This is a genomic window from Halorubrum cibi (assembly GCF_900182635.1).
In the GTDB taxonomy this organism is placed as follows: domain Archaea; phylum Halobacteriota; class Halobacteria; order Halobacteriales; family Haloferacaceae; genus Halorubrum; species Halorubrum cibi.
Window position 1 is genome coordinate 18,056 of sequence record NZ_FXTD01000012.1, and the last position, 20,826, is coordinate 38,881.

12 protein-coding genes and 1 pseudogene are annotated in these 20,826 nt (G+C 54.3%); 6 read left to right on the forward strand and 7 right to left on the reverse strand.

Annotated features, from left to right (window positions below):
• Positions 1-54: 54 nt before the first annotated feature.
• Both FN829_RS14050 and FN829_RS14055 read right to left on the reverse strand, forming a co-directional pair.
• On the reverse strand, positions 55-1,374 hold the full coding sequence (locus tag FN829_RS14050) for a DNA cytosine methyltransferase (protein WP_142987592.1): 1,320 nt from the start codon (positions 1,372-1,374) through the stop codon (positions 55-57).
• A 109-nt stretch (positions 1,375-1,483) separates the two neighbouring features.
• The gene (locus FN829_RS14055) at positions 1,484-3,751 is read right to left on the reverse strand and encodes a DNA cytosine methyltransferase (RefSeq protein WP_142987593.1); all 2,268 of its coding nucleotides are present in this window, start codon (positions 3,749-3,751) and stop codon (positions 1,484-1,486) included.
• 307 nt (positions 3,752-4,058) lie between these two features.
• Here FN829_RS14055 and FN829_RS14060 point away from each other — a divergent pair, with 307 nt between their 5' ends.
• The 4 genes from FN829_RS14060 (at position 4,059) to FN829_RS16075 (ending at position 13,823) form a co-directional block, all read left to right on the forward strand.
• Positions 4,059-6,980 (forward strand): DEAD/DEAH box helicase, encoded by a 2,922-nt coding sequence (locus FN829_RS14060; protein WP_142987594.1) that lies wholly within the window; start codon positions 4,059-4,061, stop codon positions 6,978-6,980.
• Positions 6,981-7,064: 84 nt separating this feature from the next.
• Positions 7,065-10,901 carry a helicase-related protein gene (locus FN829_RS14065; RefSeq protein ID WP_246066544.1) on the forward strand — a complete coding sequence of 1,279 codons (3,837 nt, stop codon included), beginning with the start codon at positions 7,065-7,067 and terminating at the stop codon, positions 10,899-10,901.
• Position 10,902: 1 nt separating this feature from the next.
• On the forward strand, positions 10,903-12,903 hold the full coding sequence (locus tag FN829_RS14070) for a hypothetical protein (protein WP_221929845.1): 2,001 nt from the start codon (positions 10,903-10,905) through the stop codon (positions 12,901-12,903).
• Positions 12,903-13,823: a phospholipase D family protein gene (locus FN829_RS16075; protein ID WP_221929846.1), complete on the forward strand. Its 921-nt coding sequence runs from the start codon at positions 12,903-12,905 to the stop codon at positions 13,821-13,823. The genes FN829_RS14070 and FN829_RS16075 overlap by 1 nt, the downstream gene beginning before the upstream one ends.
• Here the strand turns inward: FN829_RS16075 and FN829_RS14080 are convergent.
• On the reverse strand, positions 13,812-14,753 hold the full coding sequence (locus FN829_RS14080; protein WP_142987595.1) for a TIGR02391 family protein: 942 nt from the start codon (positions 14,751-14,753) through the stop codon (positions 13,812-13,814). The genes FN829_RS16075 and FN829_RS14080 overlap by 12 nt on opposite strands.
• Positions 14,754-15,158: 405 nt before the next feature.
• Between FN829_RS14080 and FN829_RS14085 the strand changes: the two genes are divergently transcribed.
• A complete protein-coding gene (locus tag FN829_RS14085) occupies positions 15,159-16,187 on the forward strand; it encodes a Cdc6/Cdc18 family protein (RefSeq protein WP_142987596.1) in 1,029 nt (342 codons plus the stop codon).
• 18 nt (positions 16,188-16,205) lie between these two features.
• Here FN829_RS14085 and FN829_RS14090 read toward each other — a convergent pair.
• The 4 genes and pseudogenes from FN829_RS14090 to FN829_RS15995 form a co-directional block, all read right to left on the reverse strand.
• Positions 16,206-16,891 (reverse strand): annotated as a pseudogene (locus FN829_RS14090) (SOS response-associated peptidase).
• A gap of 261 nt (positions 16,892-17,152) precedes the next feature.
• Entirely contained in the window at positions 17,153-17,767 is a 615-nt protein-coding gene (locus FN829_RS14095; protein WP_142987597.1) for a hypothetical protein, read from the reverse strand.
• A gap of 163 nt (positions 17,768-17,930) precedes the next feature.
• Complete coding sequence (locus FN829_RS14100) at positions 17,931-18,761, reverse strand: hypothetical protein (RefSeq protein ID WP_142987598.1); 831 nt, start codon at positions 18,759-18,761, stop codon at positions 17,931-17,933.
• Positions 18,762-19,017: 256 nt separating this feature from the next.
• On the reverse strand, positions 19,018-19,608 hold the full coding sequence (locus FN829_RS15995) for a hypothetical protein (protein ID WP_185955774.1): 591 nt from the start codon (positions 19,606-19,608) through the stop codon (positions 19,018-19,020).
• A gap of 271 nt (positions 19,609-19,879) precedes the next feature.
• Between FN829_RS15995 and FN829_RS14110 the strand changes: the two genes are divergently transcribed.
• Positions 19,880-20,824, forward strand: a complete 945-nt coding sequence (locus FN829_RS14110) for a hypothetical protein (RefSeq protein WP_185955775.1) — start codon at positions 19,880-19,882, stop codon at positions 20,822-20,824.
• Positions 20,825-20,826: the final 2 nt, after the last annotated feature.

Here is a 20,826-nt window from a genome sequence, read left to right on the forward strand (position 1 = left end):
ATTCTTCGTCATCACCAGACGCTGGCTCCTTCTCCGAGCTACAGCTGAAGCCTGCTACTCCGATGAGAGCAATTCGGCTCGAATCGCCCTCGCAATGGTTTCCATCAGTAATGGTGGCACAGCATTCCCGACGATCTTATACGCTTGGGTCCGACTCACCGGGAATTCAAACGAATCTTTGAACCCTTGGAGGCGAGCCGCCTCGCGTACAGACAACGACCGCGCCTCTCGCGGGTGGATGAACATATGGCCGTCTTTGTGAATATGCGCGAGGATCGTTGAGGCGGGCTTTCTCGGATGTTGCTTCTTGTATTTATCCAAGAACACATCTCCACGGTAGGGTTGTAAGTCCGTACTCACATCACCAATATTCCAGCCGACGCCCTCACCAAGTAGTTTGTAGATCGTCAAATCCAGCAGATTGTGCTCACGAGCCTCGTGATTCGTGAGTGGTGTCGGTTCGCTGTCGTCATCAGTATCCAAGTCCCGAGCCCATTCTTGGTACGGAGAAACTGCTGGAATCGTATACTCATCAGCCTTCACAGGTGGCTTCTCCCCTTTCGGCGACAGCGGAGGGAGGTCAAGGATTGCATCCGCAACCGTGACGTACGGCTGCCTATAGGATGGCTGTGATAGGGCCGACTCGTCATCACGATCCTCAGCTGCTTCTTCGTCACCAAAGGTCGCAAGCGTCGCTTGGTCAGAGGGACTAAACGCATCGGGCTCCTGTCGAACCCGCATCATACTCTCTGAATCGGATTCGGGCTCGCGGTGCGTGCGCCACGTATCCAAATCCAGATCTCTCGCCCCTGATTGGGTGCCAATGAAGAAGACGCGATTCCGATGTTGAGGCACACCATAATCAGCTGCATCGACTTCAAACACGTCGACCTCATAGCCGATCACTGCAAATTCTCGCCGTATGGCCTGCGCCGCCTGTTCCCCGTCAGCAGTTTTTGCTGATAGCATCCCTGGGACGTTTTCCATCGCCACAGCGGTCGGTTGGAAATGATCGACGAAGCGAATGAAGTCCTGATAGAGACTGTGCCGTTCGTCACTCGCAACGGATCGCCCATCCACCGACTGAAGCTTACTCCGGCCCATCATCGAAAACGTCGGACACGGAGGCCCACCTGCAACGAGGTCGAGCTCACCCGGATCAACCGTGGGAAGCACCGATTCGGGACCCGTTTCTGAGAGGTCCGCTTGCTCGACAGTCTCAGTTGTATCACCGAGATTCGTCCGGTAGGTTGTAACCGCGTCCGCATCTGAATCCGCGGCCCACAACACATCGAATCCAGCCGCTTGCAGACCGAGAGAGATCCCGCCGCCACCACAAAAGAGGTCGATGGCAGTGGGTGAATTAGTCGTCACTGCCAACGGATTGCCGTCCTCAGGCAAATATATTCGGAAATGTAGTATTGAAAGTTCGATATCCTACCAGATTGCCCACAGAGACGACGGCATCCGCCGGAGACCTCTTCTAATCGTCGTCAGACACAGCAGCTTGTACCGAGCTGCCCACAGCCTCAACAGAGTCACTAGTGCTAGTGGCCAGGGTATCTGCGACGGCAGTTGCAACGTGATGACCCAGCAATGGTGGCACCGCGTTCCCGATTTGACGGAACCAACTCGTAAATGCTCCCAAAAACACGTAATCATCGGGGAACGTCTGAATCCTAGCCGCTTCCCGGGGTGTCACACCACGATTCCGTCGCGAATCTGCCTTTTCAGAGTTTACACTGACGTGATCGTAGTAATCCGGGATGATGAAGTTGTTACTGTCTTTTGCGAGGTGTGCCACCACCGTTGGAGCGGGGTCATCCCAGCGAAGCATACGGTACTTATCACCGAATCGAGGCTCATCCTCTGTCCCGACATCGTAGTCAATGAGGTGGCCGTACTCCGTCGAATGGACGATATCCCAGCTGGTATCTCCGGGCGACATTGCCGTCTCAAACAACTCTCGGTCTTTCGGCTTCGGATGCCGACGAGCTTGGTGATTAAACACTATCGAGGTGTCTGAACCTAACTTGTGGTCCGTCACAAAGTCACTCCGACGACCACTGGTGCGACCGACCGTCACTTGGCCACCCCTTCCACGACGGATCTGGACAAGCCCTGACAGCGCATCACGGAGGTTCGGCGGGTCATCGGTTTGGTAGTCGTCAAGCCGATCGAACGCGCCAGCAACATCCGCCTCAGGAACAGCGCTATCGGCCTTCCGGCGACCAATAACAATAACACGGTCGCGTTTCTGTGGAATTCCATATTCTGAACAGTCCAGTTCGCGGTAATCGGCGTGATAGCCGGCATCGTCCAACTCCGCGATGACATCCTCGATAATCCGATGGTCGGTCTCTTCAAGCCGATTCACGATTCCCATGACGTTTTCCATCACGATGAACTCAGGATCCAATCGTTGAATTGCCGCGATGTACTGTTCGTACAACGTCGTGCGGTGATCATCGATCACGCTGTAGCTGTCATCATCAGCCCGACGTGATCGGTAGCCCGCAATCGATAAGGCTTGGCAGGGCGGGCCGCCTACAACCACATCTACATCACCGCTGGCAGCTATTTTAGAGAAGGCGTCTGAGCTTACAGCCTCCTCGATATCCGTTGTCAGCACACGCTCGTGAGGAATCTCCGGATGGTTCAGTCGATACGTATCGGTCGCAGCCTCGTTGTGGTCGACCGCCAAGGCCACCTGAAATCCGGTGGTCTCAAAACCCAGTGAAAGGCCACCGGCACCAGCGAAAAGGTCAACGATGACACTCTTGTTAGCTGCCTCTATAGGGCGTGCCTGCTTCTGCATCCGATACGACAGGAAGAACTTCCGTACCTCAGTGGTCAGCTCCGATATGTCGGAGCCACGCATTTGCAAAATGGTTGCGAGTCCTCTGTGGAGGGGTAGGAGGAGACGATCTGTAATATCATCCTCGATGCGTGGACGGTGCGCCTGCTCGGGGTCACGAGCGCTTGGTGCAAGCAGCCCGAGCGCGACTGCCCCATCTGTAAGGGCCGGATCAGTCGGCCAGACTGGTTTATCAAAGGCTGTCAGTAGCAACCACCATGCATCGTGTTTATCGATATTCGGCAGTTCGGTGAGAAATGCAACAAGGTGGTCGTAGCTCGTGGTTGGGAGGTCAGTTAGTGAAACGCCGTCTACGTAGCGGTGTTCGCTGAGGATGTCAAGTGCATCGAGGAGCTGCTGTGCCCGTTCTATCGCGACTCTGTGGTCTGTCCGTTCGTCTAGATACTGCTTGAGTTCGGTCGGTGTCCACTCAGCAATTTCTTCCCAAGTCCTGTCAGCGGTGAGCGTGGCGATACGCCGGCGATAATCATGCTGGAAATATCGTGGCAAACATCCATCACAGGGGCCCGCAAGGACGGTTGCAGCGACGCTGTTCAGCGGGTTACCGTGACCACTCAACGGATCGCCACAGCAGCACGAGCCGTCTTGATCCGAATGTGCAAGCTGGCCCGATGTCGCGTCGATAGTGGCAAGCGCACAGTCATATTTTTCATTATCCGTTGTGCGCTTTTTTGCAAGTGCAATGTCGGTCGCAGTCGGACACCCAACCGGTAACTGGCGGTGTGTGGTCGCACCATCTGCTAGCAGTGCTTTGGCAAGAGCTTCGGAATGGCGCATCAGCAGCTTTCGGTGAGCTGCGTACTCAGATGCCGGGGCATCGGCAGCGGTCGCCGCTGCCTCGGCTATCCCCGTATGTGCCATCCCTCGTGACATTATGACCTGGTATTAGTCCATCTCATATAAACCTACGTAGCTCACCTCGACGACGGCTAGCAGTTGCGGGGGACTGAAGGAAATCGTTGGCTGGCCAAGTGTTGGAAGACACAATTAGATGCTGTGAAAAGTTATATACGTCACCTTGTGGTTCTAACTCACATCAACCGGATAGCAGTATTACAGTCTAACACTGCGAGCGGTACATAGACAGAATGACCGAGCAGGTCCTACCTCCACATATATCCGACGCACGAATTATGAAGATTCACCATCATCTGGCGTTATTCACACGAAACGCAGCTGTATGAGTGATTTCACCATCGGTGATCGCGTTGACTTTGGCAACGGGACTGGAGAAATCATCAAAATCGAAGGCGACCAAGCAGATGGCGGTATCTTGCACATCCTGTCGGCTGACGGCGAGCTAAAGAAACTGCCAGCTGGGCTCCCCCACATCACAGTCATTGAGTCTTCAGAAGGACTGCTGGCGAAGGGCGAATTTGCAGATCCACGACGCTACGATCTTAGACAGACAGCCCTTGAGCTTTCTGCGAACCGAAGTTACGATCACTTCATCGCACTTCCCCACAATCGGATCAAAATTGAACCGTACCAAGTGAAGGCAGTCCATGAAATTCTCTCATCGTACGATCACCGGTATTTGATTGCCGACGAGGTAGGGCTCGGGAAGACTATCGAGGCAGCGATGGTCATTGAGGAGTTGGCTGCTCGAGATCGTGCCGACCGCGTTCTCATTGTCACCCCGGCGCCGCTCCAGCAACAATGGCAAGAGGAGCTCCGCGAGAAATTCGGCCAAGAGTTCGTAATCTATGACCGTGAATTTGTTGAGACCCAACAGAACGCACATCCCTCGCAGAATGCGTGGATGCAAGAGGATCGTATCATCACATCTGTCGACTTTGCAAAGCAAGCCGATATTCGAGATGCACTCGGGAACCTTTCTCAAGAGTGGGATATCGCTGTGTTTGACGAATCCCATCACCTGACTGCCCGACGTGAGGGGCAGGCTGGTATCGAGAAAACACAACGATATCGCCTCGGAGAGGTTGTTAGCAGACATTCTGATGGTCTTCTATTCCTTACTGGGACGCCACACAACGGGAAACGTGACCAGTTCTACTTCATGCTCAAACTACTCGACCCATACCGCTTCGAGGATGAAGATCACATTACTCCCGATGGATTACGGGACCTGATGATCCGACGGCTGAAGTCTAACATGACGCGCGAGGACGGGAGTCGAATGTTCCCGGAGAAAGAGATCAGGACGCTCCCAGTCACCTTCACACAGGCCGAGCAAGCCCTCTATGAGGATGTTACGGAGTATATATCGGAGCACTTCAACCGCGGGAGTTCGTCAGATTCCAACGTCGCAGGATTCGCGATGGCGGTATACCAGAAGCGGTTGGTCTCGTCTGTCTACGCGATTCGGAAATCGATAGAAAATCGCATTCAAGCGTTGAGTGGTGGGGGTGCCGATGGAAAACTGTCCAAGCTTGTCCAACAACTGCTCCCGAAATACAGACGAGACCCCGAGATGCTTACTGACCAAGCTCGTGAACAGGTTGAACGTGAATTAGAACAGGTCTCGTTTACTGACAATCCCGAAGAGCTGGAGCAAGAGCTTGAAATTCTCGAAGAACTCCGTGACCAAGCAAGACAGGTCAGAGTTGATTCAAAAGCACAGAAACTTCAAAAATTTGTTAATGGAATTTTGGAATCTGATCCTGACGAGAAAATCCTGATTTTCACAGAATATACCGACACGCTGGAATACCTTCGTGATGAGGTATTCAGCTCCTATCGAACCGCAGAGATTTACGGGGATCTCGGTCAGTCCCAGCGGCGAAAGCAAGTCGAACGCTTCGAGGAAGAGGCGAACCTGATGTTGGCGACTGACGCGGCACGAGAGGGGTTGAACCTTCAATTTGCACACATTATGGTCAACTACGATCTCCCTTGGAATCCAAATCGTATTGACCAGCGAATCGGTCGATTACACCGCTACGGACAAGATGAGACCGTAAAGATTCACAATTTGTTCGTCGACGAGACTCGTGAGAGCGAAATTTTGGAGCGACTTCTTGAGAAGATCGATGAAATCGAGTCTCAACTCGGATTGAGCTCTGATGTCCTCGGGTTAGTACTGGATGATTTCAACCTCGAAGATGAGATTATGACTGCTGTCGCCTCACACAAAGAGGTGGATGACGTGATTGAGGAGGTTGAGCAGCATATCACCGCCAATCAAGCAGATGTTACAGCGGCACAAGAGCAGCTGACTGCCGCTGAACACGAGTCAGATGAAGCCGAAACTAAGAAAATCAGGGAACTTATCGCTCGAAGCGAAGAGAACACGGTTCTTGGTGATGAAGTCCGTCAGCTACTTCGACAGTTCTTCGCCGAATTTGGTGGAACTCTTCGGAAAGAGACGGGAACGGGGGAGCCTGTTTTGTTCCATGTTGAGCCCCCGAAAATCCTCCAAGGGAACAGTGTCGACGCGGTGTATGAGCAGGTAACATTTGATCGTGAAACCGCGGTCGAGAACCCGAAATCAGAGTTTATGTCCATTGAGCATGAGTTAGTAGAAGCACTGCTTGCGTTCTGTAGCGACGAAGAACGGGCTGGAGGACTAACCACTGTGAAAACAGCCGCCACAGATGAGCCCACACCAGGAATTTTCTTCACATTCCGTTTGGAATGTATCGATGGGGTTGGGGACGTCGTTGCAGAAGAGCTCTTCCAGACCTACATTACATTGGATGGCGAACTCCATGACCTACCAGAGTTTACTGGTGGCCTGCCACCTGAGCAAGCGAAGAGTTCCGAACCTGTCAACTCAGTCATTAATAAACACGAAAAGCTACAGAATACGGCCGTGGCAGTTGCTCAAAGTCGAGGCGAGGAACTTCGAGCTACAATAGCAGAGGATCGTGAAAAAGCAACTGAGACGCGAATTGAGAACACCAAGGCATATTTCGACGCTCGTGAGGAGCGTTTGAACGCCGATTTAGAATCGTATCAAGAGCAAGACAAACAAGATGATAAAGATATGTCTGCACTCATCAATAAGCGCCGTAGACAGTTAGAAGATATCAACTCCGAGCGTGAGCAAGTCCTTGCTCAACTCGAAACGAAGCAAGTAGTTGCTTGCGAAGAACCAAAGCTGGTCAGCATCGCAGTAGTCGTTGATGGCTTAAACTAATCCTGATGGTCGATTCTAACTTGAAATTCAGAGAGGGAGGCAAAAAGCTATGACACAGCGTCGACACGGTCAAACCAGCTATCGATGAGCCAGCATAACCGGATGGGTGGAAATCCACCTGACTTCTCGTCTATTGAGTATGGCGACCGCGGGAGAATTGCGCAGCACCTTCGCCAAACTGTCTTAGATGAGATCACCGGGGCAAATGGGGGCCGGGTACACACTGACTTCCCACGTGATCGCTTCTTCGCCGGGACGTTAGCAGCGGAGTCTGCAGATCAATTTGACGACTTCGACGACGATCTGCAGTCGAAAATGAAACCCAGTGCGCTCGGTGCCAGCGTCAAACTGGACAACGTCACTCACGAAACAACAGTTAAGATCCGACCAGAAGCAAGTGTCTGGGTCCGTGTCAATCCCACATATGACGAGCTGACCGACCGTGACCAGTTCATTTCACTAGCCGATTCTGAAGAGGACTCATCTGAAACAGAGGATCTCCTTCCTGTGTTCGAACGACTCGAATTGGATATCGGACCAATCGAGATCCCCGGCAAGCTGCTAAACGGCGGATTCGAGACAGTGCCGCCTACAGTACAGGATGAGATCGATTCGAAATTTGAGGCTGCCTTCGCACAAGCGAAAGCGGATGCCCGGGCCAGTGACTTGGACCTCTATATCGATGTTGAGGACGACGACGGAATGCCCGGGTGGGCGATGGAATCTGAAGAGCAATATCAGACATACCTTGACGAGCGGACTGGTCCAATCGGGTTCCCAGAGTGGGAAGCCGATCTCAACCTCACAGTTATCGAGGAGTCGAGCGGCCTACATCTCGATGTTGAGTTTGCGAACACTGCAGAGATCCTCAAGGAGGACAATCGCAATACTACGCGAGACCCGACGCTCTTCGAAGCGAATCTCGAACTCAAGATCGACGGCGTTGGGGAATTCGTCCCATTCACATTTGACCCACTTCCCGAGGATTTCCGCTATAACCGCGATCTGTGGGGTCACGGTCGCAATTGCACGATTATTGCACCGGAGATCGATACAGTCGTTGACGGGGACCCTCCAGGAACACGCACGCCACGGGAGGACCCCCGGACGAATCATCTCCGGACAACTGCGATTCCTGAGCATCAGCAGCTGTCCTACGATTCAGCGACGCGCGGCCCAAAGCCAACGTTCGAAGCACTGTCCGACTTAGAAGGCGGGGGCTTACAGCTGCTCAAAGACATCCACAAGCAGATGCAGGCGTATGATTCGGAAACCTATGAGGAGGCACACAAGGAGTATCAAAAACAAGACGATTGGGACCAATCGGTCAACGGGCGGGGCGGCACTGATGAAGCAGACTTCCAAGAAGATCGTGACGCCTTTCGCCGAGAAATGGCTCGTTTCAAGCGCGGCATCGAATGTCTTGAAGAATATCCCGACACAGCAGGCCGGGCATTCGAGTTGATGAATAAAACGATGCGTGAAATGCATCGTGGGTCGTTCGACAGCTGGCGACTGTTCCAGTTAGTGTTCATCGTGATGCTCCTCCCGGACGTCGCCAGTCGGGAATACGACGAATTCACGGAGGCGACGTGGCGTGCTGATTCAGCTCCGGGACCACACGACGAGAACGATGTTGAGGATGCCTTAGATGTCGTTGACGTGCTATGGTTCCCCACTGGTGGTGGGAAAACAGAGGCGTTCCTCGGTGTTGCTGTTTGGAGTGCGTTCTTCGATCGCTTCAGAGGCAAAGACTTTGGAGTAACTGCTTGGACGCGATTCCCACTACGACTCCTGTCGATGCAACAGCTACAGCGCATGGCAGAAACGATGATGTACGCCGATCTCACCCGGCGTGAGGAGTCAGCGATTGCGTCATCACCAGCACATGCATTCAGCGTCGGGTTCATGGTGGGTAAACGGAACACCCCGAATCAGCTAACTGGCTATCGCAGTAACAAGGCAGCCGAGCTGGCCCGCGATGACAAGCGTCGGGAAGATCTCAAAGTCCTACCTACATGTCCCGTGTGTGGGTCAGAAACACGGATGGAAGTCATCGAGGAGGAGCACCGGCTCGCACACATGTGTACCGGTGGTGAGCTACAGTGTGCGTGGCAACAGCGGGATATCGACCCCGAGACGCCCTATCACCCGGCCGAGCTTCCGGTCCACATTGTGGACAATGAGCTGTATCGATATGCGCCGACCATCCTTGCAGGAACCATTGACAAGGTCACTGCAGTGGGGTATCAGCGAAAGATGGCACATCTCATCTCGGGGGAGATGGAATACGAATGCCCGTACCATGGATTCGCCAGCTTAGGAGAGTGTACTGAAAAGTACGGCTGCGAGATCCCAAGGGATGAATTCGAAGACTACGCGACACCAGTCGAGCCATACGACCCGGCACCATCTCTAGAAGTCCCTGACGAGCTTCACTTACTCAATGAGTCGATGGGGAGCTTCGACGCTCACTATGAGACCGGTATCCATGAGCTCCAAGAGATGGCTGATGCGGGGCAAACCAAGATCATTGCTCCGACGGCGACAATCACCTCCTACGACGACCAAGTGTATCATCTGTTCGTCCGAGAAGCTGAGCGCTTCCCAGCACCGGGGCCATATCTGAGAGGAAGCTTCTATGCGGAGGAGTCACCGGAGTTACAGCGGCAGTACATCGGAATTACCCCTCACGGGAAAACACACATCAACGCGATTATTGACCTGCTTTTTTACTATCACAAAGCAATTCAAGACTTGCTCGTCACAGCAGTTGAGGAGCCCGATAAGCTCCTCGACGGAGACATTCTAATCCCGGACTCAAACGCTGCAGAGGGACCACTGGATGTTGAGTCAGTCCCGGAGTTGCTCGATATGCTAGGGGACTACACCACCAGTCTGACGTATCTGCTTGCCAAGAAAGATGGGGACAGACTCGACCAAAGTATCAGACTGCAGCTGGCGGACTACTTCCACAAGCTTGACCGACCGGAGCTGAACCCCGATCGGATGACGGGCGGCACCCAATTCGATGAAGTCCAAGAGCGGTTGGACAAACTCGAAAACCCGTGGCACTCGGGACGCGATCAAGAGATTGTCAGCAGTCTCATCGACCAGGACATTGTTGATGAGGAGAACAAAGACGTGCTCATCGAGCTTCGGGACATTATCGATGGATGTCTGCATGACGACCAGCCAACCAGCGTCTATCACGACGCCTTAGAGAGGGCGCCCGATGAAGTCGGCCAAGGATTGGCCTACCTCTTGGCGAGCCGCCTCAACTCAATCACCGCCACGAGTATGATCAGTCACGGGGTCGACATTGACCGATTCAACATGATGATCTTCTTCGGGATGCCCCGGGACACATCAGAGTACATTCAGTCGAGTTCACGCGCAGGTCGAACCCATCCCGGTCTGATATTCAATGTCTTCCACCCCATCCGGGAACGAGACCAGAGCCACTACCACTTCTTCGAGAAGTACCACCAGTTCTTGGACCGCCTTGTCGAGCCGGTGCCGATCAACCGATGGGCGAAAAACAGCATCCAGCGCACGCATCCGGGACTGTTTATGGGATTGTTGTTGAACCACTATATGTACGAAGACGACGCAGACCGACTGTTCTTCGGAAGCAACGCTCGGCAGTTCGTCCAGAATTTAGACGACGAGTCTGAACTTTCTGACGCCATTCACCGAATGTACGGTGGGGACGCAGTCCCTGAGGAGTTCGCCGATACTGCAGAGGCGCTTACCAAAGAGGCGATCGACGATATCCAGCTCAACGATGATGAAAAGTGGACAAGCAACCGGCTCGGTAACTCTGTCATGACGAGTCTGCGTGACATCGACAAAAAACTGCGTATCCAATCGACGTACCGTTCAAAAGACGTATTCGACACCTTAGACAGGAGGCGCTAACATGGCAATGGAAAGAAGCCGCACGCAAGTAATGTTCCAGTTCCTTCCCGGGAACACCTTTGACTACAGCGATGGCCGGGGGATCTGGCGGACTAGCTATCTCGAAACCGATAGTATCGGTGGCGAGATCGACCGGGGATATATCCTCAATAAAATCAAATACCGGGTCAGAAACTGGGACGGCGGCCAGATGGGCTTTAGCACATTTGACCCGGAACGCTATCATTTCGGCCGCCCCGATGACGTTCGTGCTGATCTGTTCCCGCTCACGTTCCGCTGCCAGCGATGCGATCGAGCCCATCAGTACTACGATATCGACGATCTTGAGACGAAAAATTCTGATCTCACCTGTGAGCGTGGCGGATGTGATGGCGAGCTTCGCCAGTATCAATTCGTCAGTGTCCACAGGTGTGGCGAGATTAAAGGCCTGAATGTTCCCAGCTGTAACAACGAACACGGAGGAGACTACATCAAACTCAACACACAGGGTAGCCAGAAGGCTGGGAAATTCAAGTGGGAATGTGCGATCTGTGGATGGAATATTCCGGTCAAATACCTACAAACCTGCGACTGTGACTACGAGGAAGAGCATGCCAGCGATGACGAAGACGACGCCAACGGCGGTATGTACACCACGGTCCACCGAGCAAGTAGTGTCTACTATCCCCATTATCTGACCACCGTCAATCTCCGTTCGGCAGGACTTGGACAACTCCGAAGCACTAAACAGGGCCTCCGGAAAGGAATCGCCGCATATCTCGGGTTAGTCGCTGATGATGAGGTCCCAGTTGGTGATATCGACCTAAATGCCGAGACTGAACCAGACGAGATCTCCGAAGAAGAGTTGGCACACGTTATCGTTTCAGAAGACAGCGTAAGTACGATGGCCGAAGCCCGCGATCATCTCCGAAATACGGGTGAGCTGACAAGCACGACGCTCAACAGACGACTTGATGAGATATTGGACTTGGAGGAGCTGGCAGAAGAAGATCAGGGTGACGAAGATAACCAGCTGGAAGATGCTGGTGATGAGTTGCTCCAATACTCCCTTTCGAAGCAAGAACTTACTAGTCGATCATTAGATGAATTAGAAGCGACCGCCCGAGAGCGTGGCTTCACCACAAAAGCCGATCGGATCGGAACATACCCAAGCATCTTGGCCAACGCCGGAATTAATGATGTCAGAGTCATCGAAGACTTCCCCATTCAGACGTTCGTCTATGGCTATACTCGGGGTAGTCGTCAGGATGCCCAGATTCGGCCATTTACGACAAATAACAGCGATGCCGATAACAGACCGATTTTTGTCGATACAGCCGAAAGTGAGGCCGTTCAGTTCGAAATTGACCCTGCGCACATTCTCCTGTGGATCGCTGCTACCCATCCGGAGACGAATGACCCGACCGCTGTCGCCGGCGATGTGACGCTCCCCAAAGTAGACGTGTCCTCACCAGGGGCTGTTGAGCGTGCGAAAAGTGAGATCGACGAAATGGATGAAGAGGTCCAGCGGGCGTTCATTCTGAATCACCTGACCGAAGTCGATGGATTCGGGCGGTTCAACACAGAAACAGAGGACTCCCTAGCGGGTGATATTACTGAAACAGTGTTCACGCTCATGCATACGATGAGTCACGTGTTCCTCAAGCAGGCCTCAACAATTAGCGGCTTCGACAGGACGAATTTGAGTGAGTATCTGTTCCCACGCGCACTGTCGTTCGTGATCTATGCAAATAATCGGAATGACTTCAACATCGGTGGGATCACGACAATGGTAGAACAACAGCTCGATACGCTCATCACACAGGCGAAAACAGTCGGAAACGACTGTGTATATGACCCCGTCTGCTCGCGTCGTGGGGGCGCCTGTCTGTCGTGCCTTCACGTGAGTGAAATCAGCTGTTCGTATTTCAATCAAATTCTGGGGCGCCAATATCTCTATGGGAACCACCGCCACGCTGGTGATGAACGGCCTGGATTCTGGGAACTTGCTGAAATGCTGTGATGATTCCAGACGACAACCAACGGTTACAGGCCGCATTGGCGATCATCGAATTGACTGACGAGTTTGATACCATCGAGGGGGTGTTACTCCAAGCAGCCGGCGCTGACCAAACAATCTCGAGCGGGGATATCGCGACTGCAGCGGGGCTGTCAGCATCGCAAGGCACGGACTTGGTACGTCAGTTGAATCGTGCCGATGCCATTCAGCGATTACAGGCGGGGGATTCCTATACCGTCCAGTCACGCCAAACGCGAGAGCTATTTACCGTGATTCGCCAAGCCGCATCGACGCTGGAATTACACCAGTCGCGAGCCCCACCAACAACTGATGTGACTCCCGTGATAACCCTTCCAGAAGATCCGGCGTTTCGAGGTACATCGCCGCAGCAGTTTGGGATGAGTCACCTGATGCCGAGCTTAACCAGGCTGATCAAGCAAGCAGAAGAGGAAATTGTGCTGCTCTCGCCGTTTCTTGAAGCGGACGGTATCGAGCGACTACATCTCCCGCTGAAGAATGCACTCCAACGGGGCGTCGAAGTGACAATCGTTACGCGATATCTTACGGATGAGGCATCATACAACTACTCGGTTCTTGCTGACTTGTGTGAAACATTAGAGAGTGATGCTATCCCGACCGAGGACATCCAGTTTGTGGATTACACCGTCTGGGATGAGACTGTCCCCGCCGACGAGCAAGTTCAAGATGGGAGTGCACCCTCATTCACTTTTCACGCGAAGGTGCTTCTCTCAGATGAGTCTTATGTCTACGTCGGCAGTGCCAATTTGACAGATTATGGATTTGACCGCTATCTAGAACTTGGAGTGGTTCTGGAAGGACCAGCAGTCAGCTCATTTAGCGATCTGATCGCGTATCTTTTGGACACACAGGCTACGACAGTCGTTCGACCGTCAGTCCTCTGAGGTATCCATCTGCTCAACCAGCAGGTACAAGAAATCATAGAAAAATAGGACATCGCGAGCATATCGTTTCGAGAACGGCTTCAGATAGTTATGATCTACCGCTTCAGGATCATTATGAGTGAAAGGATTTCTAAGTGCGCCATTAGTACTCTGGAACATATCTCTCACCTTGTCCTGCTTCTGGCTATCTTTCGAGGCGAACAATTGGGGGTCGTCACCACTGAATAACTCTCCAAGTAGATTCTCAAACTTTTTGCTCGGATCAGCATTAAATCGTGCTCGTATTTCTTTTTCAAGCCCTTGACCCGCTTGGCCAACCGCGTCACCATAGTTACCAGCATAGTACTGGTCGATACACTTCGAGCTTAGCCGGTGATGGAGAGGCCCGGTGAATTCACCCATGTGGTCGAGGGCACGACGAGTCTCTGTTGGATATTCACTACAACGGATCGCCATATGCAAGAGGAAATCCAGCTCGTGCAAGTGTTCATGAGACGCGTTTCCCGGCTGGTCGGTCGCTTTCTTCGAGGAGGGGATGAGCGACTCACCCACTTCCGTATCGCCTTTTAACGGAATGACCAACAGACCCTCTTCAGATATTTCGAACTGTAACCGGGAGATTTCGTGCTTTTCACCCTCTGTGGTGAATTCTCCGTCGACAAAAGACGTTTCAAATTCGCGCATCGAGCGATCCTCTGCGACACACCAGTCACAAAGGATTTCGCTCAACTCGTCAAGCTCAGAAGTGTCTAGTAGCTCTACTTGGATTGTTGTAGCCTCCATCAGAGACTTATCAGAGGCCTTGCGTTCAGTTTCCAACAACAGTGTGGTCTCATTCGTATCGACGGCTACCTCCAGCGATGCAAATTCTCTACCCTGGAACCCGTCGGTATCCCAAACCGCTTGCTCAAATGAGTGAGAGAATTGCATCGGAAGTAGGAGCCCCGGTAGTAATTCTACCGTTGCAGTCGGCGATATTATATTATTTGATTGTCCACACACAGAGAGCGTGCAGGTGCGTCATACATCGTCCCACGGTAGTTCGACGACGTAGGCTACTATCAAACAGAGATACGTGGCTCTGTCCGAATCTTCATACGCTCGTTGAGAAGGATTGGGTGAAGAAATCAGAGAGATCGTCGAATGAATGGATACGTTCTAACTCGGCGTGGATACGCTAGATCGAGGTACGAGCTGAATGAGGATCAAGCTGCGTGGCACGAGGCATAGGGATCCATCTACATTTCCGGAAAATCGCATGACTGAGATAGAATTAGTGTTTCCGGAAACGACCCGAGTACAGTTTTGTATACTGAACCAATAGAGATTGGCATAATGATCCGCGATGCTCGCGTTCTCCGCGCCGGGTTCGTCCCTCGAGAAGTTGAGCATCGCGACGCCGAGGTCAACCACCTCTCCAGCGTCCTCAAGCCAATCACGAACGGCGAACCCGCCGACACGGCCATCGTCACCGGACCCAGCGGCGCTGGCAAGACCTGCATCTCGAAATTCGTCACGGAACGGCTCCGGGAAGAGGTCCTCGACGTCGAGACGACCTACGTCAACTGCTGGCGCAACTACACCCGGTTCCGCACGCTCTACCAGATCCTCGACGACCTCGGCGCGACCATCGACATCCACCGACAGTCGACGCCGCACGACGAACTCGTCGATCGCCTCCAGCAGCATGACGGCCCGCGAACCGTCGTCATCCTCGACGAGGTCGATCAGCTCGAAGACCCCAGCGTCATCTACGACCTCCACAGCCTCCCGCAGTTCGCGATCATCTGCATCGCGAACAAGGAAGAGGAGCTGTTCAGCCGCGTCGACGACCGCCTCGTGAGCCGCCTGCGCTCCAGCGAGCACGTCCGGATGGACAAGTACCACGACGAGCAGCTGTACGACATTCTGAGTGCGCGGGCGAAGTGGGGGCTCGACGAGGACGTCATCACCGACGACCAGCTCTACCGGATCGCCGACGCGGCCGCCGGCGACGCCCGCCTCGCAATCGGCATCCTTCGAACGGCCGCCGGCAAGGCCGATCGCGAGAACCACGAGCGCATCACCGACGACATTCTCCTGGACGCCGCCGAGGATGCTCGAGCCCAGATCAAGCAGAAGAGCCTCGACTCGCTCACGCCGCACCAGCGCGTCGTCTACGACATCGTTCGCGAGCACGGCCCGGTCGGGCCGAGCGAAATCCACGAGCGATATTCCGAGGAGGTCGATGATCCACGGACGAAGCGGACTATCCGCACGTACCTCTCGAAGATGGACCAGTACAACCTCCTCGAGGCGGAGGGGACGAGTCGGGATCGAGAGTACTCCCTCGTCGATTCGGCAGCGGCGTCGCCGATGCAGTGACCGTAACCCCGCCACCGATCAGGAACTGAACTCGCCGAGGCCCGATTGCTCATGGTCTAGCGGCTCGATGACCTGAGGATCGTCGTTGCCGGGGTTGTTGACTCGCGTCGAAATCTCGTAGATGTCCAGATCGTCCTTCGGATACGGCTGGCACAGTTCCTTGCGGGTGTCGGGGTCTGCGGCGAGCCAGTCAGATTCCACGTCCTGCGGGAGGACGACCGGCATCCGGTCGTGGATTGAGTTCATCAGGTCGTTCGGCTCCGTCGTGAGAATCGTGACGCACGAGATCGTCTCGTCATCGCCCTCCCAGACGTCCCAGAGCCCGGCCATCGCGAATGCGGGGTCGTCCTCCCGGTAAATCCGGTAGGGCTGCTTCGACCCGCCGTTCGGCGATTTCCATTCGTAGAACCCTGACGAGGGGACGAGGCAGGGACGTGATTTCCACACCCGCTCGAAGACGCGTTTCTCGTCGGCAGTCTCGGATCGAGCGTTAATGATGCCCTCCTCGGGTTCGTCCGCCCAGAACGGAATCAGCCCCCAGTGGTAGGCGTCGATCTCGTCGGAAGCCTCGTCGTGATGATGAAGAGGTCCACGCCAGGCGCGATGTTGTATCGGGGTGTGTACCCGCCGTCTGCGGCGACCTCGGCGTCGAAGCGAGCCTCGAGGTCAGCCTGGTCGATGAAGAGCGAGTTTCGGCCACACATACATCCGGGTCCGACCGGGAGAGTCTTCAACGTATCTGGAAAGTGAAGGGCTGGTTCTGTTGCTACCTCGTTTGACGGTTGATTTGGGAATTATCGGTAAGTACAGCCAACTAATCGATGATCGAGTCAGACCAATCATGACTGCACTCACTACACTCAAACTGGACCGGAATTTGGTGGATTATCGAACCCCGAACTTGGAACAGGACATTGAGGCTATCGAAAGCTGGCACGAGGATATCTGAACGCTGGTAGAGGAGTTTAGTAGAGCGCTGTCTGCAGTTCAATCTCGCTGAGTCCGGACATGGACTCGCCGACACCGTAGGCCAGCTGAAGGAACTTCTGGACATCAGTTCCTGGTTCGACCTCGTACGTCCGGACGGATTGGCGCATTGCCAGCCAGTTCTGCAGGTCCTCCGGTAGGAAGTGCTTCCTGTTGAACCTGCGCGGGGTCTCCGCCCATTTGACTTCCCGGTGGTGGGGGTAGCCGAACTCGTCCATGCAGTCGCTGTCCCAGTTCATCTCGTACTCGCCGGTGACTTTCCCAAGGCTGTACACCATGTTGCGGCCGACGTACAGCCAGATGGGAGTTCCAACCGGGACGTCGCGGAACCGCAGGATCTGTTCGGCGTAGTTCTGAGCCGTTCCCTCGTTTTTACCGGCCTCAACGTACGCCTCTGTAAGTTCGTCCTTGGTGATGTTCTCGATGACCTCGGCCTCTGGGTCGAGAATCCCGGCGTTGAAGGGGTCATCATCGATGAACGAGATCGCCGCCATGTCGTTGTCAGTCAGGTAGTTCGCGAACTCGTACCGTCGCTTGAACCCTTCCTCGTGCGAGTCTTTCCAGTGCCCCGAATTCACTTTGGCCAGTTGCATCGTACCACATCCCTTGACACTCCATTATTATTAATGTCCTCCTATAATTTCCCATCTTAGTCCATATTTTGCCATGTTTCGTGAATTCTAACGGTGGATCCGTGGGGGTGAGTCAGAGGGGTTAGGAGAGGCTCGAGTTCAGAAAAAGCAGACTAGAGTCCGGCTAGTTGATCCGTCGGAGAAAGACCTCAACAGTCATCCCAAATAGGATTCCGGCACCATGGGCGACGATGTTCTTCAGACCGCCTGACGAGCTGGTGATCTCAGTGGGCAATGCTGCAGCGAAGGCGAACGTACTCACGAGCGCAGCGATAACTAGAATCCCGCTTAGACGACGATTCTTATACCCCCAATCGGAGAGCTGCTCGGGGTGGGACACATACTTTGTCCGGGTTCCTGCAAACACTGCTATCAGGGCTAGCACTCCAAATCCGAGGATAATGTATCGGGAGGTTAGAGCTCCAAGGCCCATGAACAGGTAGGCGAAGTAGAGTCCTACGGACAGCATTGCGACTTTTTCCTCCTGCTCTTGGGCAAATGTCTGGAGAATCGTCATCACTAGGAACCCGTCTACTGCACCGACAACACCTGAGAACCCGCGATCATTCTGGATTTGTAGACCGAGGACTTCGTGGAACGCCAGATAACTGCTGATACTAGCGGCAAGTGCGCCGAGAGTTAGCAGTATCAGGAATCCGGTCCAGAATCTCCGTCTCTGGTTCCTATGGATGTAGAGTGCCCAGCACGGGAGGACCAGAATTGTATAACCTACGATGTTCCCTATGAGGTGGCCGTCACCGGGTTTGTGTTCGTGGACCAGCGAGTTCGTCCAGAACGTGTGGAGCGCCGGATTCGTGTGATCAAGGACCAGGTGATTCTGGAACGATATCGGGGTCAAATAGTAGATGACAGCAAGGATAAGCGGGATTGAGAGAAGAGTGAGGACCTCTCCCGCTTGCAGGGGAGTTACTCGGATTCGTCGATCCAGTTCCATCAATTGACATCGACGAAGTCTGTTATTAAGAGAGTTTTCCAGTATTTGCTTTGGTCGAATCGGCTGAACAGGTTACTCTGGGGGTTTTCCTTTCGGTTCAGTTCCTGAAGAGGCCGAACTTCGACCCGTTCTAGGTCTACATCGTTCTCTTCCAGGTTCTCGGTAAGTACGCAAACCCACGTACCGGCTGTTTCACTGCAGATGGAATGTGACCAAGAGAGTTTCTGCAGAGCCGAAAAGGCTCTGAATCATGCGATCAGAGCTCGGTCGGGGGCAGAAGCTCACAGAGAACAGCTGCTTGGTCAAGAAGTGCGTCGAAGAGCCGTTCAGTCGGTCGGTATAGCCCGTGGTGTTCATCAACAGAGTATGGGGTTTTCTCATCATCTGTGTGTGAGAGAAATCCGCACTCGAGAAGCGGAGCAAGGGTAGTATCCAGCGCAGTTCCGGAACGGCCGGATTCGGCTTCAAGAGTGTGTCGAGGGAACTCAGAAAGGAACCGCGTACAGCAACTCAGGACGTGAGCACGTCGATCAGCGAATAGTTCGTTGAGCGCAGTACGATGGGTGCGTGTCCAATACTCATCGAGTTTGACGTATGTGCGAACGATAGGGGAAAGCTCGTTCAAGGAACCATTAGCATGGACGATGCCAAGGTCGTTGAGCGCATGTTGGTCTTTGGTGTCAAGAGACTCGCCGAGGGGATGGAGAACAGTTTGAAGCGCCTCGTGGTACCGCGAAGTGAGAAATTCCCCGGCAACAACGTGGGCGTTCACGATATTTCGAGTTGGGTGCATTGACTCGTGGTGATCGGGGTTTCGGTGGTCGACGTGGGTTCGTGGGTAGCTCATAGAGCACCTCTTCCAACGTGGCGTTGAGCATTAACATTCCGAGCAGTCAGGCTCGAGACTACAGCTGAGGAGGTTTAACCAACACGCCGCCGCCAATACGGCCGGATGTTGGTTAACACGGAGAACGCTGGATTCAGGAACTATTCTCGGAAACGGGATCCAATCGGGGACTACTCGGGACTGTACCGGGATTGGAGGAGTCACATCGAGTTTCCTGAAACGTGGAAGCAACACGCCGCGGCTTATCGGGAACGTAGACAACTAATCAAGTATGGGAGAACACTCAACGTCGAACCGATTGGCGGTGGACCAGCCGACACGGGGCGCTGACCGCAATCGGTCCCTTGCTGACCAGGCCGATCCGGCTACGGACGAGATGTTGTTGCCGTCACTCGGCGACGGCATCACGCTGCTCGACGTCGAGGGAGGCCGTGGCGTCCCGATCCTGCAGTCGCTCGTGCTCGACCATCTCCTCCTGCACGACGGGCCCGCCTTCTGGGTCGACGCAAATGGTCACGCGACGACGACGACACTCGCCCAGATCGCGCCCAGTCAGCGGTTGGTCAACCGAATTCACGTCGCACGCGGATTTACTGCGTATCAGCACTACGGCGCTGTCTGTGATCTGCCGGCAGCGGTGAACAAAGCAATCCAGATGTCCACCGCCGATGACGGGGCGGCCGGTCGAGGGGCGCCAGGTCGTGACGAGGACACGTCGTCCCACACACCCGCCCTCATCGTAGCGCCGGCCGTCGACGCCCAGTATCGCGCCGACGATACCCTCAGCGAAACCCACGCGAAAACCCTCCAAGCCCGCACCCTTGCCCGGTTAGCGACCTACGCCGAAGGATACGACATCCCGGTGCTCGTTACGCGAAACGAACGAAACGAATTCACCGAGTCAGTTGCGACGGTCGCCGACCACCACTTGGAGTGCGAGCAGACGCGGATGGGCCCACGGGTCGTCGGTGAGGACTTCGAGACGCTCGTCTATCCCGTCGACGACGGCGCGTACTACCAGACGACGTTCGCGTACTGGCGGCAGCTGCTCGCGGCACGCGCCACGCAGGTCGGCGTGGAACCGACGACGCCGGCGCCGTCGACGCCGACCCCGGAGGGTGTCGGGACGTGCGTCACAGCTGACGGTGAGACGGTGGCGGCCACTGCGGATCCCTTGCTCGATGCGTGGACCGCGACCGGGACAGGAGGCCGATAGCG